Annotated in this window: 25 protein-coding genes, 1 other RNA gene and 1 riboswitch; of the genes, 13 read left to right on the top strand and 13 right to left on the bottom strand. The window is 58.6% G+C overall.

The features are described 5' to 3' along the window. Positions 1-24: 24 nt before the first annotated feature. From ACR0BK_RS18135 to ACR0BK_RS18115, 5 genes are all read right to left on the bottom strand, one after another. Positions 25-1,602, bottom strand: a complete 1,578-nt coding sequence (locus ACR0BK_RS18135) for an ABC transporter ATP-binding protein (RefSeq protein ID WP_480474085.1) — start codon at positions 1,600-1,602, stop codon at positions 25-27. Beyond that, the gene (locus ACR0BK_RS18130; protein WP_480520930.1) at positions 1,599-2,705 is read right to left on the bottom strand and encodes an ABC transporter permease; all 1,107 of its coding nucleotides are present in this window, start codon (positions 2,703-2,705) and stop codon (positions 1,599-1,601) included. The genes ACR0BK_RS18135 and ACR0BK_RS18130 overlap by 4 nt, the downstream gene beginning before the upstream one ends. Further along, a complete protein-coding gene (locus ACR0BK_RS18125) occupies positions 2,706-3,800 on the bottom strand; it encodes a microcin C ABC transporter permease YejB (protein ID WP_480495962.1) in 1,095 nt (364 codons plus the stop codon). Position 3,801: 1 nt separating this feature from the next. Further along, positions 3,802-5,706, bottom strand: a complete 1,905-nt coding sequence (locus ACR0BK_RS18120; protein ID WP_480555825.1) for an extracellular solute-binding protein — start codon at positions 5,704-5,706, stop codon at positions 3,802-3,804. A gap of 170 nt (positions 5,707-5,876) precedes the next feature. Beyond that, complete coding sequence (locus ACR0BK_RS18115; protein ID WP_480555832.1) at positions 5,877-6,389, bottom strand: c-type cytochrome; 513 nt, start codon at positions 6,387-6,389, stop codon at positions 5,877-5,879. Positions 6,390-6,509: 120 nt separating this feature from the next. Between ACR0BK_RS18115 and ACR0BK_RS18110 the strand changes: the two genes are divergently transcribed. After that, a complete protein-coding gene (locus tag ACR0BK_RS18110; RefSeq protein WP_480495966.1) occupies positions 6,510-7,343 on the top strand; it encodes a prephenate dehydratase in 834 nt (277 codons plus the stop codon). A 120-nt stretch (positions 7,344-7,463) separates the two neighbouring features. On the opposite strand, the gene ACR0BK_RS18105 is transcribed toward ACR0BK_RS18110, so the two are convergent. The 3 genes from ACR0BK_RS18105 to nudC are packed head-to-tail and all read right to left on the bottom strand — an operon-like array spanning position 7,464 to position 9,459. Then, complete coding sequence (locus ACR0BK_RS18105) at positions 7,464-7,979, bottom strand: N-acetyltransferase family protein (RefSeq protein WP_480555824.1); 516 nt, start codon at positions 7,977-7,979, stop codon at positions 7,464-7,466. Further along, on the bottom strand, positions 7,969-8,436 hold the full coding sequence (locus ACR0BK_RS18100) for an SRPBCC family protein (protein WP_480520938.1): 468 nt from the start codon (positions 8,434-8,436) through the stop codon (positions 7,969-7,971). Before ACR0BK_RS18100 ends, ACR0BK_RS18105 begins: the two co-directional genes overlap by 11 nt. A 39-nt stretch (positions 8,437-8,475) precedes the next feature. After that, on the bottom strand, positions 8,476-9,459 hold the full coding sequence (gene nudC, locus ACR0BK_RS18095; RefSeq protein ID WP_480555823.1) for an NAD(+) diphosphatase: 984 nt from the start codon (positions 9,457-9,459) through the stop codon (positions 8,476-8,478). 183 nt (positions 9,460-9,642) lie between these two features. Here nudC and ACR0BK_RS18090 point away from each other — a divergent pair, with 183 nt between their 5' ends. The 3 genes from ACR0BK_RS18090 (at position 9,643) to rsgA (ending at position 12,836) form a co-directional block, all read left to right on the top strand. Then, positions 9,643-11,511 carry a bifunctional 2',3'-cyclic-nucleotide 2'-phosphodiesterase/3'-nucleotidase gene (locus tag ACR0BK_RS18090; protein WP_480555822.1) on the top strand — a complete coding sequence of 623 codons (1,869 nt, stop codon included), beginning with the start codon at positions 9,643-9,645 and terminating at the stop codon, positions 11,509-11,511. Between the two features lie 39 nt (positions 11,512-11,550). Further along, an RNA gene (gene ffs / locus ACR0BK_RS18085) (signal recognition particle sRNA small type) lies at positions 11,551-11,649 on the top strand. A 158-nt stretch (positions 11,650-11,807) separates the two neighbouring features. Next, entirely contained in the window at positions 11,808-12,836 is a 1,029-nt protein-coding gene (rsgA, locus tag ACR0BK_RS18080; protein WP_480520944.1) for a ribosome small subunit-dependent GTPase A, read from the top strand. Positions 12,837-12,872: 36 nt separating this feature from the next. Here the strand turns inward: rsgA and ACR0BK_RS18075 are convergent, their stop codons facing one another. Further along, positions 12,873-13,730 carry an alpha/beta hydrolase family protein gene (locus tag ACR0BK_RS18075; protein ID WP_480555821.1) on the bottom strand — a complete coding sequence of 286 codons (858 nt, stop codon included), beginning with the start codon at positions 13,728-13,730 and terminating at the stop codon, positions 12,873-12,875. Positions 13,731-13,863: 133 nt separating this feature from the next. Then, a riboswitch (cobalamin riboswitch) is annotated at positions 13,864-14,082 on the top strand. 91 nt (positions 14,083-14,173) lie between these two features. Between ACR0BK_RS18075 and ACR0BK_RS18070 the strand changes: the two genes are divergently transcribed. Then, positions 14,174-14,581: a hypothetical protein gene (locus ACR0BK_RS18070; RefSeq protein ID WP_480520948.1), complete on the top strand. Its 408-nt coding sequence runs from the start codon at positions 14,174-14,176 to the stop codon at positions 14,579-14,581. On the opposite strand, the gene ACR0BK_RS18065 is transcribed toward ACR0BK_RS18070, so the two are convergent. Continuing rightward, positions 14,573-15,085 carry a protein-tyrosine phosphatase family protein gene (locus tag ACR0BK_RS18065; protein WP_480555820.1) on the bottom strand — a complete coding sequence of 171 codons (513 nt, stop codon included), beginning with the start codon at positions 15,083-15,085 and terminating at the stop codon, positions 14,573-14,575. The two genes, ACR0BK_RS18070 and ACR0BK_RS18065, sit on opposite strands and share 9 nt — an antisense overlap. Before the next feature lie 172 nt (positions 15,086-15,257). On the opposite strand from ACR0BK_RS18065, the gene ACR0BK_RS18060 reads away from it, so the two are divergent. From ACR0BK_RS18060 to ACR0BK_RS18040, 5 genes are all read left to right on the top strand, one after another. After that, entirely contained in the window at positions 15,258-17,021 is a 1,764-nt protein-coding gene (locus tag ACR0BK_RS18060) for a DNA polymerase III subunit gamma/tau (RefSeq protein ID WP_480555819.1), read from the top strand. 189 nt (positions 17,022-17,210) lie between these two features. Then, positions 17,211-17,564 (top strand): YbaB/EbfC family nucleoid-associated protein, encoded by a 354-nt coding sequence (locus ACR0BK_RS18055; RefSeq protein ID WP_209507712.1) that lies wholly within the window; start codon positions 17,211-17,213, stop codon positions 17,562-17,564. Between the two features lie 61 nt (positions 17,565-17,625). Beyond that, the gene (recR, locus tag ACR0BK_RS18050; RefSeq protein WP_480555818.1) at positions 17,626-18,219 is read left to right on the top strand and encodes a recombination mediator RecR; all 594 of its coding nucleotides are present in this window, start codon (positions 17,626-17,628) and stop codon (positions 18,217-18,219) included. A gap of 81 nt (positions 18,220-18,300) precedes the next feature. Next, positions 18,301-18,864, top strand: a complete 564-nt coding sequence (locus tag ACR0BK_RS18045) for a histidine phosphatase family protein (RefSeq protein ID WP_480555817.1) — start codon at positions 18,301-18,303, stop codon at positions 18,862-18,864. Between the two features lie 137 nt (positions 18,865-19,001). Further along, positions 19,002-19,490: a hypothetical protein gene (locus ACR0BK_RS18040; RefSeq protein WP_480555816.1), complete on the top strand. Its 489-nt coding sequence runs from the start codon at positions 19,002-19,004 to the stop codon at positions 19,488-19,490. On the opposite strand, the gene ACR0BK_RS18035 is transcribed toward ACR0BK_RS18040, so the two are convergent. Further along, positions 19,487-20,116: a ribonuclease T2 family protein gene (locus ACR0BK_RS18035; protein WP_480555815.1), complete on the bottom strand. Its 630-nt coding sequence runs from the start codon at positions 20,114-20,116 to the stop codon at positions 19,487-19,489. The genes ACR0BK_RS18040 and ACR0BK_RS18035 overlap by 4 nt on opposite strands. 130 nt (positions 20,117-20,246) lie before the next feature. On the opposite strand from ACR0BK_RS18035, the gene ACR0BK_RS18030 reads away from it, so the two are divergent. After that, positions 20,247-21,008, top strand: coding sequence for a DUF1013 domain-containing protein (locus ACR0BK_RS18030; RefSeq protein WP_480474102.1), 762 nt, complete (start codon positions 20,247-20,249; stop codon positions 21,006-21,008). 51 nt (positions 21,009-21,059) lie between these two features. After that, positions 21,060-21,449, top strand: a complete 390-nt coding sequence (locus ACR0BK_RS18025) for a hypothetical protein (RefSeq protein ID WP_267363610.1) — start codon at positions 21,060-21,062, stop codon at positions 21,447-21,449. Between the two features lie 55 nt (positions 21,450-21,504). Here the strand turns inward: ACR0BK_RS18025 and ACR0BK_RS18020 are convergent, their stop codons facing one another. Then, positions 21,505-22,536, bottom strand: coding sequence for a permease (locus tag ACR0BK_RS18020; protein WP_480555814.1), 1,032 nt, complete (start codon positions 22,534-22,536; stop codon positions 21,505-21,507). Beyond that, positions 22,529-22,837, bottom strand: a complete 309-nt coding sequence (locus ACR0BK_RS18015; RefSeq protein WP_209507696.1) for an ArsR/SmtB family transcription factor — start codon at positions 22,835-22,837, stop codon at positions 22,529-22,531. Before ACR0BK_RS18015 ends, ACR0BK_RS18020 begins: the two co-directional genes overlap by 8 nt. A gap of 133 nt (positions 22,838-22,970) precedes the next feature. Between ACR0BK_RS18015 and pdxR the strand changes: the two genes are divergently transcribed. After that, positions 22,971-24,431 carry a MocR-like pyridoxine biosynthesis transcription factor PdxR gene (pdxR, locus tag ACR0BK_RS18010; protein ID WP_480555813.1) on the top strand — a complete coding sequence of 487 codons (1,461 nt, stop codon included), beginning with the start codon at positions 22,971-22,973 and terminating at the stop codon, positions 24,429-24,431. Positions 24,432-24,667: the final 236 nt, after the last annotated feature.

Below are 24,667 nucleotides of genomic sequence, written 5' to 3'. Positions count from 1 at the left end.
CTCGCGACACCGGGCGGGCTGTTCTCAGCCCGCCGCTGCGATCAATTCGCGGGTATAGTCGGTCTGGGCGTTTTCGAACAAATCCTCTGCCGCGCCCATTTCGACCACATCGCCGTTTCGCATGACGATCACGTTGTGCGACATGGCACGGACCACTTTCAGGTCATGGCTGATGAACAGATAGGCCAGCCCGTATTTCTGTTGCAGATTGCGAAGCAGATCGACGATCTGAACCTGAACGGTCATATCCAGCGCACTGGTCGGCTCGTCCAGAACCAGCAGTTTGGGACGCAGAACCATCGCGCGCGCAATGGCGATGCGCTGACGCTGACCGCCAGAAAACTCGTGCGGGTATCGATCCATCGTCGCCGGATCAAGCCCCACTTCGGTCATCACCTCGGCCACAAGTTCGCGTGGCGCGCGGTCCGGGTCGACTTTGTGAATGGCCAGACCTTCCGCAATGATCTGCTGGCAGGTCATCCGCGGGCTGAGGCTGCCAAACGGGTCCTGAAACACGATCTGCATGTCCTTGCGCAACCGGCGCAGTTCCCGCGTGGACCATTTGCGCACGTCCTGATCGCGAAAGGTGATGCCACCCTCGGACGCGATCAGCCGCATCATGGCCAGCGCCAGCGTGGTCTTGCCTGACCCGCTTTCGCCAACAATCCCCAACGTCTCACCCGCGCGCACGCTAAGGGTCGCGTCGTTCACCGCTTTCACATATCCAACCGTTCGCTTCAGAAACCCGCGCTGGATCGGAAACCAGACCTTAAGGTGGTCGGTGCGTGCGACCTCTTCCGCATCTGAGGCAACGGGTTCAGGCCGACCCGACGGCTCCGCCGCCAGAAGTTTGCGGGTATAGGGGTGCTGCGGGTTTTCGAATATCTCGGCCGTCACGCCGGTTTCGACAATCTCGCCGTCTTTCATCACACAGACCCGGTCGGCGATGCGGCGCACGATGCCCAGATCATGGGTGATAAACAGCATCCCCATGTTTTCCGATTTCTGCAATTCAGCCAGCAGTTCGAGGATCTGCGCCTGAATGGTCACATCCAGAGCCGTTGTCGGCTCATCCGCGATCAGGATGTCCGGTTTGTTGGCAAGGGCCATTGCGATCATCACCCGTTGCCGCTGACCGCCCGACAACTGATGCGGATAGCTGTCCAGCCGGTCTTGAGGATCGCGGATACCGACCTTGGTCAGCAACTCGACAATCCTGTCCCGCGCCACATCGCCCGCCACACCCTGATGCAGGGCCAGCGATTCAGCCATCTGTTTCTGGATCGTGTGCAACGGGTTCAGCGAGGTCATCGGCTCCTGAAAGATAAAGCTGATGTCGTTGCCCCGCACATCCATCAGACGCTGTTCCGAGGCGCCAATCATCTCTTGCCCGTCATAGGTGACCGAGCCGTCGACCAACGCGCTGTCGCCCAGCAGGGAAACGGTCGATAACGCCGTCACGGATTTTCCTGATCCGGATTCGCCCACCAGCGCGACGGTTTCACCCCGGTCCACAGTGAAGGACACGCCTTTGACCGCCGCGTTGACCTGCCCATCCTGACGGAACGAGACCTTGAGGTTTTTCACATCCAGCAAGCTCATGAGAAGGTCTTTCTGGGATCAAACGCATCGCGAACGCCTTCGAAGATGAAGACCAGCAGCGACAGCATAATGGCAAAGGTGAAGAAGGCGGTGAAGGCCAGCCACGGGGCCTGAAGGTTCTGCTTGGCCTGCAAGGTCAGCTCTCCCAGCGAGGGGGCCGAGGACGGCAGACCAAAGCCCAGATAATCCAGCGAAGCCAGCCCGCCGATGGTTCCGGTGACGATGAACGGCATGAAGGTCAGCGTGGCCACCATCGCATTGGGCAGCATATGACGGAACATGATCGTCATGTTGCCAACACCCAGCGCCCGCGCGGCGCGCACATATTCAAGGTTCCGCGCCCGCAGGAACTCGGCGCGCACCACGCCAACCAGCCCGGTCCAACTGAACAGGATCATCAGCGCGACCAGCAACCAGAAACTTCGCCCCAGCACCGCAAACATGATGATGATGACGTAAAGCGACGGGGTTGCGGACCAGATTTCGATGATCCGCTGAAAGATCAGGTCCAGCCACCCACCAAAGAACCCTTGTATGGCCCCGGCGAAAATCCCGATCAGGCTTGCCGCGCCCGTCACAAGCAGCGTGAACAGGATCGACAAACGAAAGCCGTAAATCACGCGGGCCAGCACGTCGCGCTTGGTATCATCGGTACCCAGCAGATTCTGGCCGTTGGGCGGCAGGGGCGCCGCGCCGGGGCGGTCCACCGAGGTATTGAAGGAATAGGGGATCAACGGCCAGAGCGACCAGCCGCGTTCAAAACCCTCAGCCTGGAACGTTCCGGCGTCGATCTGTTCGATGATGCCTTCGGGATCATCGAAACAGTCTTCCAATCCACCGCTGTCGATCAGGCACTGAACTTCGGGGTCTCGATAGATCGCTTCGGTCTGGAAATCGCCGCCAAATTCGGTTTCGGCGTAGAAGTTGAAGATCGGCGTAAAGTACTCTCCCCGATATTTCACAAGGATGGGTTTGTCGTTGGCGATAAACTCGGCAAAGAGCGACAGGCCAAACAGGATCGAGAAGATGATCAGCGACCAGAAGGCCCGTCTGTTGCGGCGGAAGTTGCTCCAGCGGCGCTGGTTCAGCGGGGACAAAGCCATTTACCCCTCCCGCTTTTCGAAATCGATGCGCGGGTCGACCAGCACATACATCAGGTCGCTGATGATGCCGACGACCAGCCCCATCAGACCGAAGATGAACAGCGTGCCGAAGATCACCGGATAATCGCGCGCAACGGCAGCCTCGAACCCTAATCGGCCCAGACCATCCAGCGAAAAGATCGTCTCGATAATGATCGACCCCCCGAAGAACACACCGATGAACACGGCCGGGAACCCTGCGATCACGATCAGCATCGCGTTTCGGAAGACATGATTATAGAGCACCTTGCGCTCGCTCAACCCTTTGGCGCGGGCAGTCATGACGTACTGTTTCTTGATCTCGTCCAGAAACGAGTTCTTGGTCAGCAAGGTCAGCGTCGCAAAGGCCGAGATCGTCAACGCAATCGTCGGCAGCGCTATGTGCCAGAAATAATCCGTGATCTTGCCAAAGAAACTCAGGCTGTCCCAATTGTCCGACGTCAGACCGCGCAGCGGGAAGATTTGCCAATATGATCCGCCAGCGAAGAGCACCAGCAGCAGGATCGCAAACAAAAAGCCCGGAATGGCATAGGCCACAATAATCGCCCCGCTTGTCCAGGTATCGAATTGCGATCCATCCTTGACCGCCTTTCGAATACCCAGTGGGATCGAGACCAGATAGGCAATCAGGGTCGACCACAGCCCCAGCGAGATCGAGACCGGCATCTTTTCAAGCACCAGATCGATCACGCTGATCGAGCGGAAATAACTCTCGCCAAAATCAAACGTCAGATAGTTGCCCATCATATTCAGGAACCGTTCCAGCGGGGGCTTGTCGAAGCCGAATTCTTTTTCCAGCTCGGCAATAAACTCGGGCGGAAGGCCGCGTGCGCCGACATATTTGTCGTCGAAGACACCGCCCGCCGGTTCGGAACCCGCTCCGGCGTCGCCCCCCCCGGCAAACCCGGCGAATACGTCACCTTGACCTTCGATTTGCGCGATGATCTGTTCGACCGGCCCACCAGGTACGAACTGGACCAGCGTGAAGTTGACGATCATGATACCCAGAAGAGTCGGAATGATCAGCAATAAGCGTCTTAGAATATAGGCGCCCATGTTATCGCAGCGCGCCTTTCGCTTTCAACGCAGCCTGTTTTTCCGGATTGATCCACCACAAATCCAGATAACCCAGCGAATAGGGCGGCAGGTTTTCCGGGTATTCGTACATATCGTAATATGCTGTCCAGTATTCTGCGATGTACCCCACGGGGATTACGAAAAACTCGTACCTCAAGGCGCGATCCAAAGCCATTAACGCCGTGTCCTGATCGGCCTGATTGTCAGTTTCAAAGGACGCCTCGATGATCGCGTCGACCAAGGGGCTGGCCAGACCTGCCGGATTGAACAGGCTAAAAGCCGCTTCTTCCGATCCGTACATCTGGCTCAGACCGCCCCCGGTAGACAAAAACGACCCGTAGCGCGTGGAATAGACCATGTCATAATCCCGCTCGCGGCTGCGCAACGTGTATTGCGCCGGGTCAACTTTCTCGGTCGAGGCATCCACACCGATGGATTGCAGGTTTTGGACATAGGTTTCGATCATCGTTGCGGTCGAGGTCGGCAGGTTTGAAGGATATGGAATATTCACCTTCAAAGTCTGCCCTTCGGTATTGCGGCGAATATTGCCTTCGCCGACGGACCAGCCTGCCTCGTCCAATAACCTGGCAGCTTTGCGCAGGTTTTGTCGGTCATTCAGGCGTGCAGGGTTTGATTCGTGCGCCACTACAGCGGGTTCCGTCAGGACATCTTCGGGAACGACGCCGCCCAACGCCTGCAGGAACGCCAGCTCAGCCCCTTCGGGCAGGCCTTGCGCCTCGATCGGGGTTCCTTGCGTGAAAGAATTCCGCGGCGTGTTCAGGCCGAACAACAATGACTCGTTCGTCCATTCGAAATTGAAGGCCAAGGCCAGGGCCTTGCGGACATTCTTGTCGGCGAATTGCGGTTTCCCAAGGTTGAAGACAAAGCCCGAAGGTGTCGGCGGGCTGCCATCTGCGATCTCATCCCGAATAACGGTGCCTTCATCCAGCTTCGGGAAATCATACCCGGTCGCCCAAAGCTTGGGATCACTTTCAATCCGAAATGTATATTCACCCGCCTTGAAACCTTCGAACGCTGCCGTCTGATCGGCGAAATACTCGACCCGAATTGTATCGAAGTTGTTGCGTCCGACATTGAAAGGCAGGTCCTTGCCCCAATAATCGTCCCGGCGTTTGTAAACGATGCGGCGATTGATGTCGTAGCTGTCGAGCTTGTAGGGGCCAGAGCCCACCGCCACTTCCAGCCGTGGTTCATCCAGGCGCCGTGTCTCATCTGCCTCAAACCATGCTTTTGAGAAAACAGGAGTTGAGCCGACGGTTTCGATCAGGCTGCGGCGAGTGACTTCGGGATTGAATGTAAATTTTACGGTATGGTCATCCAACGCCTCGGCTCCTGTCACCATACGGCCAACGGCCTGCGCGTAAGATGGCAGGCCCTGTTCGATGAACAAACGGTGGCTGTAGACAACATCTTCCGCCGTGACAGGCGTGCCATCCCAAAAAGTTGCTTCGGGGCGCAAATGGAAAATGACGTAATTGCGCCCTTCGTCATATTCCAGACTTTCCGCAACTACGCCGTAATACTGCCCGACACTGTCTTCGGCACTTTCAAACAGACGGTCATATTGCAATGTGGTCAGCGCACCGGCACGCCCCTTTCGCGAATAGGGGTTGAGGGAATCGAACGTTCCCGAAGCTGCCAGCGAAAGCTCGCCGCCTTTGGGGGCGTCGGGATTCACATAATTCAGATGCGCATAGTCCGCCGGGTAATCCAGATTTCCGAAATACGAATACCCGTGGCTGCGGGTGACCCCCTCATCCAGCGCCTGGGCTGTATGCGGAGCAATCAGCGCGGCACAGAGCCCCAAAATGCCAACCCATGGCCTTACCTCGAGATCACGTGCAGCAGGCATCAGGGATTTCATGTGGCTCATCCTCTCGGTCATTGTCACCGTCAATGTCGTAACCGCTAGCTAAAGTGCCAGCACGTGCAGATTCAAGTTTAGAATGCGTGAGCACTTTGTGAAGGTTTCTTCAGACAAAAAAGCCGCTGCGTTGCGGCAGCGGCTTTGAATGGTTCTGATCGCTCAGGCAATCAGTTGCCGATTGTCTGCAGATAGGCAATCACGTCGGCGCGATCCTGCGGCTTTTTCAGGCCGGCAAAGCTCATCGAAGTGCCCGAGATATAATTGCCCGGCTTGGTCAGGAAGGCATCCAGCGCTTCGGGTGTCCAGTTGCCGCCATGCGCCTGCATACTGGCCGAGTACCCGGTGAAACCGTTGGCCGAGGCGACCGGGCGATTAACCACACCGTACAGGTAGGGGCCGGTGCCGTTTGCGCCGTCTTCCAGCTTGTGGCACGCGGTGCATTTGCGGAACACTTTTGCGCCGCTCTCGACGTCTGCGGCGGCCAGCAGGTCTTCGAAGACCACTTCTTCACCGTCGGCGCTTTCGCCCGAGCTTTCGGTTTCGATAATGTAGGCGGCCTCAGCCGAGCCATGGCCACCGGAAGAATAGAGGACATCTGCCCCCCACTTGGCCAGAAGCAGCACCAGGAATGTGCCGAACAGGCCTGCGGCGGCCTTGGTTACTGTCATCGTGTCGAACATTGATCGCGAGTCCATTTCAGCTGTCTGGGCAGCTGTCTAAGGCTTCCCCTTGCGAGAGGCAAGGTATAGACACCGCGACGAAACGACCAAATCGCGAACTTGTTGCATGGAATCGACCAAATGACCAATCGCATTGCCTTTCAGGGGGAACCCGGCGCCTACAGTCACGAGGCTTGCCGCAACGCTCGGCCAGATATGGAAGCCCTGCCCTGCCGCACTTTCGAGGATGTGATCGAATCGGTCCGCTCGGGTGCTGCGGATCTGGCAATGCTTCCGGTCGAGAACACGACCTATGGACGGGTGGCCGATATTCACCGGCTGTTACCTCACAGCGGGCTGCATATCATCGATGAGGCCTTTGTCCGTGTGCACATCAACCTTCTTGCCGTACCGGGTGCAAAACTGGAAGACATCACCGAGGCGCATTCGCATCTGGTACTGCTGCCGCAATGCGCGGGCTTTCTGAAGGAACACGGCATTCGCGGCCGCGTCAGCCCCGATAACGCCCGCGCCGCCCGCGAAGTGGCTGAGGAAGGCAATCCGCATTCAGCCGCGCTGGCCAGCGAGCTGGCCGCTGAGATCTATAACCTGAACGTTCTGGCCCGCCATATCGAGGATAATGACGACAACACGACCCGCTTTCTTGTCATGTCGCGCGAAACGGATTTGTCCCGCCGGGGCGATCATGGAATGATCACCAGCTTTGTGTTTCAGGTCCGCAACATCCCTGCCGCGCTTTACAAAGCGATGGGCGGGTTTGCTACCAATGGGATCAACATGACCAAGCTGGAAAGCTATATGGTCGACGGCTCCTTCACCGCGACGCAGTTTTACGCGGATATTGTCGGGCATCCCGAAGACCGCAACGTGCAGCTGGCCATGGACGAGCTTGAGCATTTCACGACCAATGTCGAGGTTCTGGGCGTCTATCCGGCAGCACATCCGCGCGGATAATCACGGTTCGCGACGGCATTCCTTTGGGCTTGATGCGTTGTTGCCCGTTTTTTCGAAGCTGTTTGGCAATGCCGGTGGCCTGTTCACTCTTCGCGCCGCTGCGCCTGGAATCGTCGCTCTCTAGCGGTTAATCCGGTAGACCTTTGACACAGACTCATCTTGTGTGCGGTACGTCCGGAAACCCATGGCTTCGTAATAGGTCAGACCTTCAGTATTGCCTGCGCCAATTGTTGCATCGATAGCGGTAAGACCGCGCGCAAGGGCCGCGTCCAAAGTGTGCGCGAAAAGTGCGCGCCCGATCCCAAGCCGGGCGGCTGATGGTCGGATATGGGTTCCAATCACGCCCCACCCGACTGACACGCCGTAGGGGTTGTTTTCGACCGCATATTTCAGGGATTGGAACCCGAGCACGTGACCATTCGGGTCCGTGGCGATTGTACATCGTAATTGATCCGGGTGGCGAATATAGTGCCTTAGGGCAAAATCGACATCGTGGGCTTTGCGCCGCTTGCCAGCCAGGACCAGATCGTGAAGGACGCCAGCGACCCCTTCGGCATCGGTTTCGGATGCGGGTTTAAAACTCAGGTGGTCCGATCCCTTCACACCTGCAGTGCGATCTTGTGTCTTACCCGCCATGCAGGTGCCTCTGCTCCAACTCGCGTGCGAATTCGCTGAGACGCACCTGAAACCGCTTGCGAAACCTCGACTGCCCCAGCTTCATGGATTGCAACAGCAACCGTGCCGGCAGGGACTTGGCGGCCAGGGACATCTCGATGCTCAGGCGTGTCCGGCGCGGGGACAGGGCCAGAAAATCCACGGTCGTGAACCCGGTAATGCCCTTGCTGGCAGCGTCAAATCGCATTTGCGAAGGCCTGTCGAAATCAGTCATAACCACTGACATCTGACGCGGCTTTCCGCGCAGTTTGAACTCCGTATTCCACTCGGTTCCGGCAGTCACCGCTGCGCCACCGCCCAAACGGCGCACATCGATGCCGCGGCGCATTGCCATACGCTCGAACCGTTCGAAATCCGACACCATGTCGAATACCGATTGGATGGGGGCTTCGATATCTTCGCGCGCTGAAAACTGCATACTGACCTTTGCTGTCGTAATTACTGAGCCAATGTTTCCTCAGTCCAGAGTATCTGCAAGCCAGTTCTGAAGCAGAAAATGAGCGACTGCCCCCTTGCGCGCTGGCAATAGCCTAGGATGATCGCCTGCAAAGGCCTGCATCATTTCGGATTTGCTGACCCACATCGCCTCTTCTATTTCGACCGGATCGATCACGATGTCGCGTGACAACGCCTCACCTGCACACCCAAACATCAATGAGGCCGGAAACGGCCAGGGCTGGCTGGACAGGTACGAAACCGCACCCACCGGCACGCCCGCCTCTTCCATCACTTCGCGGCGCACTGCTGCCTCAAGCGTTTCGCCGGGCTCAACAAATCCCGCCAGCAAGGAGAACATCCCGTCAGGCCAGCCCGGAGACCGGCCCATCAGCACGCTGTCACCATGCGTGATCAACATGATCACAACCGGATCGGTGCGTGGAAAGTGCTGCCCGCCACAGGACGGGCAGCTGCGCTGCCATCCCCCCTGCGACACCTCGCTGGCGGCACCGCATCGGGCGCAATAGCGATGTGTTTCATGCCAGCCGATTATTGCCTTTGACGTTGCCGCCAGTTCCGCATCGCGCGCCGACAGCCGTGTCATGATCCGGCGCAGTTCGGCAAACACGTGGCCTTGCGGTAAATCAGGGTGTTGTTGTTCGGACTTGTCCACGAAGGCACCCAGACTGGTCAGATCCAGCCCCTCGGCTGTCCATGCGGAAATATCAACGGCAAACACGGGGGCGCTGTCAGCGCTCAGACCCAAAAACACCGGGGATTCAATGACGCCGCCGGGACCATTGCTAATCAGCGGGTGCGTCATCGGGATCATCGCAAGCTGGTCCAGCCCCTCACCCTGTACCAGCAGTTTTCCGCGCCATAGCAAGACACACTTCGCGGCCGGGTTGTGCATCGCCTCGGCCAGCTTGTTCGCATCTCCGCGATACTGCGCCGCCCGATCGAGGCCCGACCCCCCGAATGTTACCTGCTCTGCGTTTTTCATTGGATTTCCTTTTGGTCTTGCGCACAGGGCTGCCACGTCTCGGCCTGTGTTGCAATGGCTATTCAGGGACAGAAAATCCACCACCCTGCCGCTGAAAAGCCGCATGGTGGCCTCGGAAAAATCATCTAGAGTGAATTTTGATGGATTTAATCAATACCCACATTCAATAGCAGAATACTCAAAGTGAAGATCCCCTCCTCGACGCAGGTACAGCCCATTGGTGACAGTGGGAAAATTCGCATTCTGGCCACAACCGACCTGCATATGAACCTGACCGGTTTTGACTATTACACCGACACGCCAGACCAGACGATTGGATTGACGCGCACCGCCAGCCTGATCCGCGCTGCCCGACAAGAGGCCGAACGCGCGCTGGTGCTGATGTTGGACAACGGGGATTCGTTGCAGGGAACCCCAATGGGCGATTGGGCCGCCAAAAGTGGCACTGCCCATCCGATGATGACGGCGTTCGAAGCCCTGGATTATGACGTGATCGGGCTGGGCAACCATGATTTTGGGTTCGGGCTCGCGACATTGGGCAACATCCTGACGCAAGCCCCCTGCCCAGTTATTTGCAGCAACCTGTATCGCACGCATGGACCTCAGCCCTGGCAGCGGCACATGGTTCTGGACCGCACCGTGTCTTTGAACGGAGAAGACATTCCCGTTCGCATCGGCATCTTCTCGGTTCTTCCGCCGCAAACGACCTGTTGGGAGGCGCATAATCTGGATGACGATATCGTCGTCGAGGATATCCTGCTTGCGGCTAAATCCCTGACGCAGACATTGCGCGACGAGGGGTGTGATATCATCGTGGTGCTTGCTCATTCCGGCCTTGGGGGCAGCGAGCCGGTAGCCGGGATGGAAAACGCCGTGATCCCTCTGGCCGCGATCAAAGGCATCGATGCCATTGTGGCCGGGCACACCCACCTGACACTTCCAGGAGAGAGCCACGCCAATACCCCGATGGTCGATCACCTGACGGGGCTGGTACATGGAACGCCCATTGTCATGCCGGGATCAGCGGGCTCTTACCTGGGGGTTATCGATTTGGCCGTGACCGCCGGGCTGGACGGCAAAGTGCGAATCCGGGATAGCCGCGTCGAACTGCGCCCGGTTATCAGCAACGGCACAGCCGTCGGGGAAGACCGTGAAATTGCGGGCTTGTGTGAGGTGGCGCATCGTATGACCCGTCAATCCGTTGCGGCACCGGTGGCACATATCCCGGATACATTGCACAGCTATTTCAGTTGCTGTGCGCCGGATCGCGGGCTGAACCTTGTAGCTGCGGCGCAAGCCGCCGCACTGCGCCCGCTTTTGCAGGGAACAGACCTGGCGGATCTGCCGATTCTGTCGGTTGTTTCGCCTGCCAAATCCGGCGGGCGCTCAGGCCCCCGCCATTATACCGAGGTACCCGCCGGAGAAATATGTTTGCGCCATGTCGCGGATCTGCATGTGTTTCCCAACGAGCTGCGCGCAATCCGGATCAGCGGCGCGCATCTGCTGGACTGGTTGGAGATGTCGGCCAGCGTATTCAACCAGTTAAAGCCCGGTTCCGAGCCCGAACTGATCAACGCTGAACGGGCCGGGTACAATTTCGACATCGTGTTTGGACTGTCTTATCAGATCGACCCCACTCAGCCGCCTCGATACGATGCGCAGGGGAAAATGATCCATCCAGACCACAGGCGGATCAGCGATCTGACATATACAGGCCGCCCCGTACGACCGGAGCAGATGTTCGTTATGGCGCTGAACAATTACCGCGCCAGCGGAGGCGGGCATTTCCCGCATGCGACAACGTCTGAGTTCATCAGCCTGCCACCGCTGAGCATCAAGGACCTTGTGCGGGATTACCTGGCGCAGCACCTTCCGCCCGATCCGATCGTCACGCAGCCCTACCCGTTCTCGCTGATGCCGCAGCGGGGCGTGACAACAATTCTTCGAACAGGTCCGGGCGCCCCGAAATATTTGGATGAGTTGCGCAGGTTCGATCCCGTGTTGCTGGGCTCGGATGGCAGGGGATTTGAACGCATCCGCCTGACGCTCTGACGGGTTGTCTTTTCCCGTTGCCTTCCCTATATCCGGACTCGAGAGGTTGGCGCGGGCGAGCGCCTCGCCAACCTGGTCAGGTCCGGAAGGAAGCAGCCACAACGAGCCCCGCTTGGGTCGATGTCCAACCTCTCACTTCGTGAACCACAGCCACAGGAGGGCTTTATGATTGTAGTGAAAACCCTTCGGGCAGGCTGGTTCTGATTCACCGGAATCACCGGACTGCCTGAACACACGACCTGCGGATGCGCGCTTGCCATCCGTTGGCATTGCTGTTTCTGAAAACAGGCAGATAAATGTCTTATACGCTTTCGGACCTGGGATGGTCCTCTTACTTTGCCGCGCAGCATGCGGTTTTTCCTTCTGACACGCCCTTTCGTATCGCATCGGTACATCGGGACCGTCTGATCGGGCTGAGCCCGGATGGTGATATCCCTTTGCTGACACCGGATAATCCGACCGGTTCATATGCCGTTGGGGATTGGGTCCTCGCCGACGCCGAAAACCGCGTGCGTCACATTCTGGACCGGCGCAGCCTGCTGCAACGCAGGGCTGCCGGTACAGGTGCCGCAACACAACTGATAGCAGCCAATGTCGATGTGTTGTTCATCGTCAGCTCGTGCAACGCCGATTTCAACCTGCCCCGGCTGGAACGTTATCTGGCGCTGGCACATCAGGCCGGATGTTATCCTGTCGTTGTCCTGACGAAAGCTGACCAGTCGGATGACCCCGGCAGTTTCTCGGGACAAGTGCAATCTCTGGACCCTTTTTTGTCGGTACTGGCGATCAATGCGCTGGACCCGGCAGATATCGAAAAGGTTCTGGCATGGTGCCCCAAAGGCCAGACCGGCGCGCTGGTCGGGTCGTCGGGCGTGGGTAAAACGACGCTCAGCAACGCCATGACGGATCAAAACCTCGCCACCTCTGGAATTCGCGAAGACGACGCACGGGGCAGGCACACGACAACGGTGCGCGCGTTGCACCGGATGGGTAACGGTGGCTGGCTGATTGACACGCCGGGAATGCGCGCATTGCGTTTGTTGGACGCTCAGGACGGGATCGACAACGTGTTCTCGGACATCACAGAGCTTGGCCAAAGCTGCCGCTTTTCGGATTGTCAGCACGAGACCGAGCCCGGCTGTGCCGTGCAGAACGCAATAGGCAAGGGCGTTCTTGATCCGGCGCGGCTGGACCGTTGGCGCAAGCTGCGGCGCGAAGATCAGCGAAACTCGGAAACCGTTGCGCAATCGCGGGCGCGGGACAAGGCGTTCGGCAAGATGGTCCGCGGTGTCATGCAGGACAAGAAGCTTCGCAAACGGCCATAGCTGCAAGGTGTTATGGAAAACCTGCGTCGCGTCTGATCAGGCGATCAGGCGCGGCCAGACCGCTGCATTGCGCCGGGCAAATGCGCCTATGTGACCAATCTCCGGCAGCCCAAATTCGGCAGGCTTCAGAAGGTGGCGTCTGGCCCCGGGGCCATACAGATCGGCAAGGCGCCAAACCGCCTCGGGCGGAACCATCTGGTCGTCTTCGAACGTGTACAGATCCACAGCTGTTCCAGAACTGCCCCAATGCGCATCAGGCAAATTCTGCCCGATCTCGGGAACGTAGCTAAGAGGAGCTGTGCACCATTTGCGCCATTGCCAGTAGACCGAGGCGGGCAGGTCCGAGCCAAACCCGATTGCTTTGCCAGGCAGATAGCCAAGCGCCCGCACCATCAGCGGTGCATGGCCATACCAAAACAGCCCCGCCAGCCCCCGATAGGGCCATGGGTGATCTTTCAAAGTCACCAGCCCCGAACACACACAGATCATACGGTCAATCTGGTTGATATCCGGCTGCACCGGCCCCAGCATCGCACCGACCGAATGGCCGATGGTCCAGTGCTGCGCCTTTGGAAACCGCCTGCGCATCTCGGCCCGTGCCGCCGGCATATCGATCAATGCCCAATCCGCCATTGTAGCACGCGCGTCTTTCAGGCGGCCGACCAACGAAAGCCCGTAGTCCCGATAGTCATAGGTCAGGCAAGCCATCCCCCGCTTGGTAGCCAGCCATCGCGCAAAATGGCGATAATAGTCACGCGGCACACCTGTAGCACTGTTCAGCACAACAACGGTTTCCGGCTCACCCACAGGCCGGTACAACCGCGCCGACAAGGTCACGGACCCTGACGGAAAGCTGAAATCTTCGATCAACACCGTCTGTTCCGTATCCAACATGATCCCCGGCTTTCACTGAAACAATCGGTTTGCCTGCCTTCAATGCCGACGACACTAGGCCGGAACATAATCCGCATCCAGCATGACCAAACGTCCGGCCTAAAGATCGGCTTGACTCGGAACGCGATCAGACGCTAGCGGTTGTGTGATGGTTTCCGGCCCCCACAAGAGGTCGGGATGAAAAGGGAACACGGTGCGGTTTGTCTGGTCACGCAGGCATCAACCAAGTCCGCGACTGCCCCCGCAACTGTAAGCGTTAAGCAATGCCGAAATACCACTGGCCTATGGGCTGGGAAGGTCGGCAGAGCAATGACCCGCAAGTCAGGAGACCTGCCATCGGAACTGAAACCGAAACTCGGGCGGGGTGTCCGGGCAGGTCCTGACGGCGAAATGCTGTCCCACCTGCCCCAATATTCCAGCCCACCACGCGCGGAGGGCGCAGGATGATCTGGAAGACAAAGTCACACGAATACAGCGCAACAGTGTGCCAGCGTACGGGCAAAACCTGCCCGGCTTTGGCGCGACTGGCCCGCTCGATTTCCGAAGCCATGGCGCAGGCGGTTTCGGCCACCAGCGAGGATTTCGAATTTGAAGGCAGCAGCGCGCTATCACATTGCGCGGAAGGGTGCATGGCAACGATCCGAGCGCGATCCGACAGCGTTCGCGTTTTCTGCGGGGCGCACCCTGATACGGCAATTCGGGACCTTGATGCCTATGCCGATTTGATCTTCGGACCTACATTCAGCACGCTGCCCTCGGGCATTGTCGCGAACCCGCCTTGCGCCATGATCGAGGTTTCAACGATCCGGCCTCGGAAAACCGGCTACGCACCCCAGCAGCTGTCAGCTTGATCCCACTTCCACCTGTGCCGGGGTGATCCGGGACGCCCAGGCCAGCTGCGCATCGGTTTCGACAGCGCAGGGGCGCACGGCCCGCAGGCGGTCCAGTGCGTCGCTGGCGCGTTCACCGCATTCAACCATCAGTCGCAGAACAATCATCCCGGATCTGCCGCACCCCCCACGGCAATGCACAAGAACCCGGCCACCGCCCGACAGCGCATGTCGGGCCGTGGCGCCGACCTCTGGCCAGGCCTTCTGAACCGCCTGCGTCGGTGCTCCAAAATCTTCGATCGGCAGGTGAACCCACCGGCTGGCACGGCTTTGGATGTCGCTGCCAAAGTGCTGCGCGCCATCCTGAAGCATTTCAACATCCGTCGTCATTGAAATCACAAGGCCCGGTTTCCACGCCGCAATCATATCCAGATCGCCGACGTAATCCCCGCCACGCCCGGGCATTGAAGTAAGGGCAAGCGTTCCGCCTCCGACCTGCAGAGCAAAAATGACCAGCTGCGACATGAAGTGCGTCCTCCCCCAAGGTACTCTTTAAGAAATGAGCCATTAAATCCGCTGGACCAGTTTAGTTGGAAACCAGCCCGTTTCTGAAACAAAAAATCATCACGCCCCACAGTGGACGCGGACTGCCGCCGCCACTACGCTGTGCCGAAGCACCGAATCCGAGCGAGTAGACATGACAGACACGCCCAGCCCCGCCTATCAGGTTCTCGCCCGCAAATACCGCCCGGAAACCTTTGCCGACCTGGTGGGTCAGGATGCCATGGTGCGCACCCTGAAAAACGCTTTTGAAGCCGACCGGATTGCGCAGGCCTTTGTCATGACCGGCATTCGCGGAACGGGTAAAACCACCACGGCACGGATCATCGCCAAGGGCATGAACTGTATCGGACCGGATGGAACCGGAGGGCCGACAACAGAGCCTTGCGGTCAGTGCGAGCATTGCATCGCGATCATGGAAGGCCGCCATGTCGATGTGATGGAAATGGATGCCGCCAGCCGTACCGGCGTCAACGATATCCGCGAGATCATCGACAGTGTTCGCTATCGCGCAGCCAGCGCGCGCTACAAGATCTACATCGTCGACGAGGTTCACATGCTCTCGACCAGCGCATTCAACGCGCTGCTCAAGACGCTCGAGGAACCGCCCGCACATGTGAAATTCATCTTCGCGACCACCGAGATTCGCAAAGTGCCGGTCACGGTTCTGTCGCGGTGTCAGCGCTTTGACCTGCGCCGGATCGAGCCCGAAGACATGATCGGCCTGCTGCGCAAGATCGCCGGGGCCGAGAGCGCGCAGATCGCCGACGATGCGCTGGCGCTGATCACCCGCGCTGCAGAAGGGTCGGCCCGGGACGCGACCTCACTGCTGGATCAGGCGATTTCACACGGGGCTGGCGAGACGACCGCCGATCAGGTCCGTGCGATGCTGGGTCTGGCGGATCGTGGTCGTGTTCTGGACCTGATGGACATGATCCTGCGCGGTGACGCGGCAGGGGCGCTCACTGAACTGAGCGGACAATATGCGGAAGGCGCGGACCCTCTGGCCGTGCTGCGCGATCTGGCCGAAATCACGCATTGGGTGTCCGTCGTAAAGATCACACCTGACGCGGCCCAGGACCCGACGGTTTCCCCCGACGAACGCACACGGGGCCAGCACATGGCCGAGGCCTTGCCGATGCGGGTTCTGACCCGGATGTGGCAAATGCTGCTGCAGGCGCTGGAGGAAGTCTCTGCCGCGCCCAACGCGATGATGGCCGCCGAAATGGCTGTTATCCGACTGACGCATGTCGCCGATTTGCCCAGCCCCGAAGAGCTGATCAAACGGCTGCAAGACGCCCCACCTTCGCCACCCGGCGGGCCGGGCGGGGGCATGTCAATGTCCCGGCAGGCCCCGGTGGCAACGCAATCCAACGCGACCCCGCCGCCTGCCTATGCATCGCCCCCGCGCGGCGCGGGTGGCGCACCGGTTGCCGCGCTGGCGCAGGATGCCCAGACGGCCCTGGCCCGCTATCCAACCTTCGGGCATGTGGTGGAACTGATCCGCACAAACCGCGATGTGAAACTGCTTGTCGAGGTGGAAAGCGGCATGCGCCTTGTGTCGTACCAGCCCGGCCGGATCGAATTCACCCCGACGCCTCAGGCACCGTCGGATCTGGCGTCGCGATTGGGCTCTGCCCTGCAACGCTGGACTGGCAATCGGTGGGCCGTCTCCATTGTCTCGGACGGGGATGCCGCGACCATCGCGGAAGTGCGGGACCGGGCCGAACTGGCCCTGAAAGCCGAGGCCGAAGAACACCCGCTGGTTCAGGCCGTGCTGACGCAGTTCCCCAAGGCGAGGATCATAAGGATCGAAACACCTGAACAGCGTGCCGCCAAGGTTGAGACTGAGGCCCTTCCCGAAGTCGAAGATGAATGGGACCCCTTCGAAGAGGATTAGCCCTAAGCTTGTGGGTCCAAGTTTCAAGAAACCGGCATACTCACGCCCCTCCACGATACAACTGAGGGTGGGAATGCAGGCGCATGACTGATCGGTCGGCGACGCTCTGATCAGGACAGGCGGGAGACCTCTTGTGCCGCCTGCCTGCGGTCCGTATTTAGAACCAAACAGAAACACAGGAGACGACTGATGCTGAAAGGACTCGGCGGGCTTGGCGGACTGGGCGACATGGCCAAGATGATGAAATCCGCACAAGACCTGCAAACCAAGATGACCGAAATGCAGGAAGAGCTGAACAACATGATGGTTGTCGGCGAATCCGGTGCGGGGCTGGTCAAGGCAACGGCCACAGCCAAGGGTGAACTCAAGGGGCTGGACATCGATCCGTCGATATTCAACGGCGACGACAAGGAAGTGGTCGAAGACCTGATCCTGGCCGCCATCAAGGACGCTCAGGCTAAAGCTGCCGAACGTTCACAGGAAGAAATGGGCAAGCTGACCGAAAGCATGGGCCTGCCGAAGGACATCAAGCTACCGTTCTGAGCTTCATCTTTTCCCAAATACTCCCGCCGGAGGCTCCCTCCGGTGCAAAGCAGGGCAGGCCATGGGCACGAACAGCGAAATCGACAATCTGATCGACCTGATGGCCAAACTGCCGGGGCTCGGCCCGCGCTCGGCCCGCCGTGCGGTGCTGCATCTGATCCGCAAACGCGCTCTGCTTCTGACGCCCCTGTCAGACGCCATGCAGCAAGTGGCCATCACCGCCCGCGAATGCCTGAATTGCGGCAACGTGGGCACCACGGATATCTGTGACATCTGCAATAGCGAGGCCCGAGCGACCGGCGAACTCTGCGTGGTCGAGGACGTCGCCGACCTCTGGGCGATGGAGCGGTCAGGGGTCTTCAAAGGCCGCTATCACGTGCTGGGTGGCACGCTGTCCGCACTGGACGGCATCGGCCCCGACGAACTGCGCATTCCCCGCCTCAGGGATCGGGTTCTGGCCGAAGGGATCACCGAAGTGATCCTTGCCCTGAACGCCACTGTCGACGGTCAGACCACCGCCCATTACATCGCGGACCAGCTGGAAGGTCAGGTGCGCCTGACCTCACTGGCGCAAGGCGTGCCCATCGGCGGAGAGTTGGATTATCTGGATGATGGGACGATTACGGCGGCGCTCAGGGCGCGTAAGGAAATTTAGGTCAGCATTTATAAATCAACGTCCCTAAAAAAGAGTCAGCAAGAACGGCGTCTCCAACGGTATTCAATTCAGGTACATATATTGCACAAATATCCAGATCTTATTGTACTGCGACATGGCGAAACGGAATGGAACACATTCGGGAAGTTCCAAGGGCGCATGAATTCCCCGTTGACGGAAATTGGCAAGTCTCAGGCCCGGAAGCAAAATGAGATACTCAGGCGAATACCGAATGCACCTTCGCGCGTTTTCGTCAGCCCGCAAGAGAGAGCAGTGCATACCGCCCGCTTAGCAACGACGCCTCATCATGAGTTGATATATGATGAACGGCTTATGGAAATCGCGTTTGGGCAATGGGAAGGCGCAACGCGTGATTTCATCCGAGAGCAAATCGATTGTTCCTATGAAAGCTATCATTGGTTCTTCCGCAGCCCGGGTGGGGAAAGCTTCGATGATATCTACGATAGAGTACACTCATTTCTGAAGGAACAAGATGAGCCTTCGATCATAGTAACCCACGGCGTCACGTCTTTGGTGCTAAGAGGGCTTTGGTTGGGTCTCGATCTGGACAATTTGCTACAGCTACCGCGAACTCAGGGTTGCGTGTTTCATCTTTCAAACGGAGTTGAAACCATAGTGACCTGAGCAAATGGTTTGGGTTCGGAACTCATGTTGCACTCATCATCGTTGCCAGAACAGTCACGGTGATAAAAAAGCGACTTTGGATGACCATCGAACTACTCTAAGGATGGGTAAATTCAGCGATTTATTTGGAGCCGCCCATGACCCGCCTTCTCGCCTTTACCTTCGCCGCCTTCACCGCAACCGCTGCCCTGTCGCAGGAACTGGTCGACAAGGGCTTTGTCGAAGGCTGGAACATCATGATGGACCCCGCGCTTGGGAACGGGTGTCTGATCCAGACGGTCTATCAGGACCTCTCGGTCGTGCGGCTGGGCTATGACGCATTGGATAATCGCGGGTACTTCGCCGTTTACAACAAGGCCTGGGGCAATATTGAACAGGGTAAAAGCTATCCCATCCGGTTCGAACTGGACGGCAAGAGCTTTGATGCAACCGCTATCGGGTTCAATGAACGCAAAGTGCCCGGTGCGACGGTTTTTTTCACCGACCGGAATTTCGTCACCGCGATTGCCCAGAACAAGACGATGACGGTTTACAATCCCGCAGGTGAGGTGGTGATGGCGATTGATCTGAAAGGCACCGCCAAGGCGCTGGACTATGCGCGGGACTGCCAGAACAAAAAACTTTAACGAATCGGATCGAACAGCGCGTCCTTGGCGGTGCAGTCGCGGATCACATCGCGGCCGCATGGCACCGGATCAAGATCGCGCGACAGGCACAGGCGGACCTCTTCGATATAGCCCTTTTTGCAGGTGACCGTGATCATATCGCGCTCAAGCCCCGGATTGGCCTTCAAAAACGCATCCTCAACCACCGAAGCCGGCAGTTTGACGGATGCGTCCAGCTTGCGGAAGAGCTGCGGGCGTTCGACCGCATCATAGGCACGCCGGGACAGGGCGAAATAGTCGGGCGCAGATAGCCCCGAACAGGTGCCGTGTTTCTTCCACTGATGCCATGCAAGGCCAGCACTACCCTGAATATCTTCCATTTCCCGCGTCATGCGGCGCGATGGCGGCGCCTCGGGTGAGCGGCAGAAGGATGGCCAGCCCTGATGAAATTGCGGCCAGAGCCCGTGCAGGATCCATCCGTGGTCGTGCCGGTCGTCGCATTGGTCTGACCCGCGCGCGTCCCCTTCCCGGGCGCACCAATTGGGCGACCAGCTAAGCGACAAGACGTAATAGTCGAACTCACCCGCTTTTTCACCATCGGCCAGCGCTACCATCGCGCTGAAAACCCACAATACGACCCAGCGCATTCGCCTCTTCCCTTCTTGCTGCGTGGCGACTATATACGGGCCAAGTTCCCCGACAACGGAAACCTGCCCCAAAACCAAGGGGCCGCCGAATTCCGGCGACGGGAAAGATGTATGTATAGGAGACGGGCTGATGGCAAAACCGCTTATGGCCAAGGCAACCGCCGTATGGCTGGTGGACAACACCACGATCAGCTTCAAGCAGATCGCGGATTTCGTAGGGATGCACGAACTGGAAGTGCAGGGCATCGCCGATGGTGATGTGGCCGCAGGCGTAAAGGGCTTTGACCCAATCGCAAACAACCAGCTGACCCAGGATGAGATCGACGCCGCGCAGAACAACCACCTGCACAAGCTGAAGCTCAAGTTCAACCCGGCGGCATCCGGCGAAGAAAAGCGCCGTGGCCCGCGTTATACCCCGCTGTCCAAGCGTCAGGACCGTCCGAACTCGATCCTGTGGCTGGTCAAGTTCCACCCCGAACTCAGCGACGGCCAGATCGCCAAGCTGGTCGGCACCACCAAGCCGACCATCCAGTCGATCCGCGAGCGCACGCACTGGAACATCTCGAACATGCAGCCGATCGACCCGGTTGCGTTGGGCCTGTGCAAACAGTCCGAACTGGATGCGATCGTGCAGAAGGCAGCTGCCAAGAAAGCGGCCGAAGGCGGCGTGATGAGCGATGACGAGCGTCGCAAGCTGGTTTCGACCGAGCAGTCGCTGGAAATGGACGCTGCGCCGAAAATCCCGACCGCGATCGAAGGTCTGGAAACCTTCTCGCTGTCCGATGATCGGTCGGATGACAAAGACGACGAGCCTATCATCGACGCCGACAGTTTCTTCAACCTGCCCAAAGGCGGGGCGGATGATGAAGACGAGGATGATCCTCGTTTGTAACAGACAATCAGCCCCGGTCGGAACGGCTGGGGCTTTTTTGACGGACTTGTCATGCTGAGCATTCTTTCCGCGATTTTCGGTCCGCACCGCGCCGTAACGATCTATGCCTTTCTCAGGACTTGGGGGCTGGGTCTGGCGGGTGGTGTTGTCATGATCGCCATCGTCACCACCTTGTTTCTGCTGGGGGACGAAGGCGAACATGAGCACGAGGCTTTTTTGATCGTACCGGTTCTGTCCGCAACCCCGGTGAACGGGGACCTGAAGAACGGCGTCGTAGCCTCGGTTCGCCTGCCCGATGGATCGGCCACGTCGATCACGTCGACCGAATCGCAGATTTCACAAACCGTAGGAACGACGGCCTGCGTGGAAAAACGCATCTACGTGAAAAGCGGTGAAGCCCGGTATCGGTTCAAACTGCCCCGTCTCTGCGAGTCCGGTTGATCAAGATTCCAGACCAAACAAAGCCGCCTATGATGACGCCGGGCGGCTTTTTCGTTCATACGACCTGAAAGATGATACCTGCGATTATTGCGCCCCCCACGCCAAGGCTCAGGTAGGTGACAAACACGCGTGGTTTGACCAATGACCAGACTGCGGCCATCGCCGGAATGGAACTGACGGCACCCGCAACCATGAACGACATCGCAGCCCCTGCGGTCATGCCCTGTTCGATCAGACCTGCCAGCAGCGGCGGCGCGACATAGGAATTCAGATAGGCTGGCATCCCCACCAGTGCGGCAACGATGATCGGCAGCACGCCTTCTCCGCCAACGACGCCAGCGATGAGGTCCGCAGGCACATAGTTGACCAAAAGCGCCTCGAGCACATAGGCCAGTGCCAGCCACTTGAGCAGGAACAGCCCGTTGTGTACGAAATCCGAACGGAACCGAACCCGGCGTTCGGGCTCTTGCCAGAACTTCCAGACCGGCTTGTCATCCGCTTTCGGACCACATCCGCAGCACCCTGCAGGCTTGTATTCGCGCAAGGGCTGAGCAAACGCGCCCTGCCGCATCAGCCACCGAACCGCGAACCCGCCGAAGAGGCCAAGCGCAACGGCGGCAACCGCCTTGCCGATCGCAAAGGGCCACCCCAGTGCAGCAGCCGTAATCAAAAGCGTCGGTGGGTCGATCAATGGCGAGCTGAGCCAGAACGCCATCACGGCCGACAGGGGCGCTCCGAGTGCAAGCAAGCCCGCAATAAAGGGAATGACTTCGCAAGAACAAAACGGTGCGAGGCCGCCGAACAGGGCGGCCAGAAAGATCATCCGGGTCTCGCGCCCTTCAAAAGCGCGCGCCACCATCACCTCGGCCCCGGTTGCCTTGAGGTATGACAACAGAAGCACGGCAAACAGGATGTATTGTCCTGTATGCGCCAAGGCCCTGACTGCAAAACTCACAACCTCAGTCAGGTTGCCGGGGTCGAGAACGGCCACCGCCACAAGAATGACGACAATCAATGCCCAGGGCGTCTTGATCATCTCCATCGCGCCTTTGGCGGTCAGTCGGGGGGATTGCGTCAATTCAGCCATCGTTGGCCGCCTTTCCAACCGCGTCAGCGCAGCATTCACTGAGAATGAACTGCGCCAGCGTCTTCAATTCGTCATAACAGGCCCGGTTGATGGTGGTGCGACCGATCTTTTCCTGCTCAACCACACCTCCGGCTGCAAGAAACCGCAGGTGGTGCGCCAAAGTCGACGGGGCAATCCCTGTCCGGTTCTGGATTTCGCCAACAGTCAGACCGGCCTCACCAGCCCGCACCAGTGTCTTGAGAACTTTCAGCCGGGCTTCCGAGCCCATGGCGGAAAATCCGGCAGCAGCGGTTTCCCACATGAGTCGCCTCCATTAAACTATATTTCTAGTTTTTTAGTTTTATAAAAGATCCTGGTCAACCCACCTTGGGAAAATTTTCCATGACGCTGTAAGTCCAGATTGCCCCCGCCTTAAGTCCAACCTATAAGCAGGCATGGGGATATCGGTCGAAACATTCTTTCTTGAGCTCAACGGTCAGGGTACGTTGCAGGCCCAGATCCAGCAGATGATTGCAGAGGGCATTCTGTCCGGTCGCTTTCATGTCGGGGAAAAACTGCCATCCTCGCGAAAGCTGGCCACACATCTGGGTGTCAGCCGCATCACGGTGACGCTGGCTTATACCGAGTTGCTGGCCAATGATTATCTGACGGCAAAGGGCCGGTCAGGATATTACGTCTCGCAAAACGCGCCGGTTCCGCCCAAATACTCGCCCGTGCAGCGCGGCACGGAATCTGTCGACTGGGACAGGGCACTGGCGCGCCGCTTTCTGGACAGCGACGTCCTGCCGAAACCCAGCAACTGGCGCGAATACCGCTATCCGTTCATCTACGGTCAGGCCGACCGGACCCTGTTTGATCACGCCAACTGGAGATTGTGCGCGGTTCGCGCATTGGGGCACAAAGACTTCGATTCGCTGACAGGGGATTACGTGGATCAGGATGATCCGTTGTTGATCGAGTTCATCGCGCGCCACACCCTGCCGCGCCGTGGTATCGTTGCCCGCCCCGAAGAGATCTTGATCACCCTGGGCGCGCAGAACGCGCTTTGGCTGGCCTCTCGCATTTTGCTGACTCACAATCGCACGGCCGTAATCGAAGATCCCTGCTACTACGCGCTGCGAAGCCTTTTGAACCACTGGGACTGCGCTGTGACGCCCCTGAGCGTCGATCGCGACGGCTTGCCACCGGAGGCGATCCCCGACGAAGCGGATGTCATCTTTACCACCCCCAGCCATCAAAGCCCGACAACCGCGACGATGCCGGTCGACCGCCGCAACAAGCTACTGGATCGGGCACGCGATCTGGATGCAATGGTTGTCGAGGACGACTATGAATTCGAGATGGCCTTTCGCAGCGCACCTTCGCCTGCACTCAAGTCCATGGATCGGGATGGGCGCGTGATTTACGTGGGCAGTTTTTCCAAATCGCTGTTCCCGGGATTGCGGCTTGGATATATGGTCGGGTCCGAACCTTTCATCCGCGAAGCACGTGCGCTTCGCTCGTTGGTCCTGCGCCACCCTCCGGGTCATATTCAGCGCACGGCAGCGTATTTTCTGTCATTGGGCCATTACGACGCGCAGATCCGACGTATGTCGAAAGCCCTGCAAGAGCGGCGCGATGCGATGGACAAAGCCATCGAGGAAAGCGGGCTGACAGTGGCCGGGCGGGGTGTAATGGGCGGCTCTTCAATGTGGATGTCGGCCCCTGAGCACGTCAACACAACGCAGCTTGCGCTAAAGCTACAGAACCAGAGTGTTCATATCGAACCGGGTGCTCCGTTTTTCTCGGGGCCCGACAGGCCACAGAACTTCTACCGCCTCGGGTACTCTTCTATTTCGACCAACCGCATAGGCCCCGGCGTTGAACTTATCGCGGAAGCCATCCGGTCTGCCTGAGATCGCACTGGACATATTCCGCAGACGCGTCTGGCCCTAACGCAGGTCGCACCCTTACGCCAAAACCATATCAACCCCCGGGCCCCGGTGCCCGGTTTCCTCACTCTTGCTTGGAGAGCACCCCTATGAAGATGACGACGGAAGAGGCCTTTGTTAAGGTTTTGCAGATGCATGGTATTGAGCATGCGTTTGGGATCATTGGCTCGGCGATGATGCCGATTTCGGACCTGTTTCCG

Source organism: Ruegeria sp. AF1, from assembly GCF_056542125.1.
Note: the sequence above shows the minus strand (reverse complement) of the source record. Positions and strands in the feature narration are given on the sequence as shown.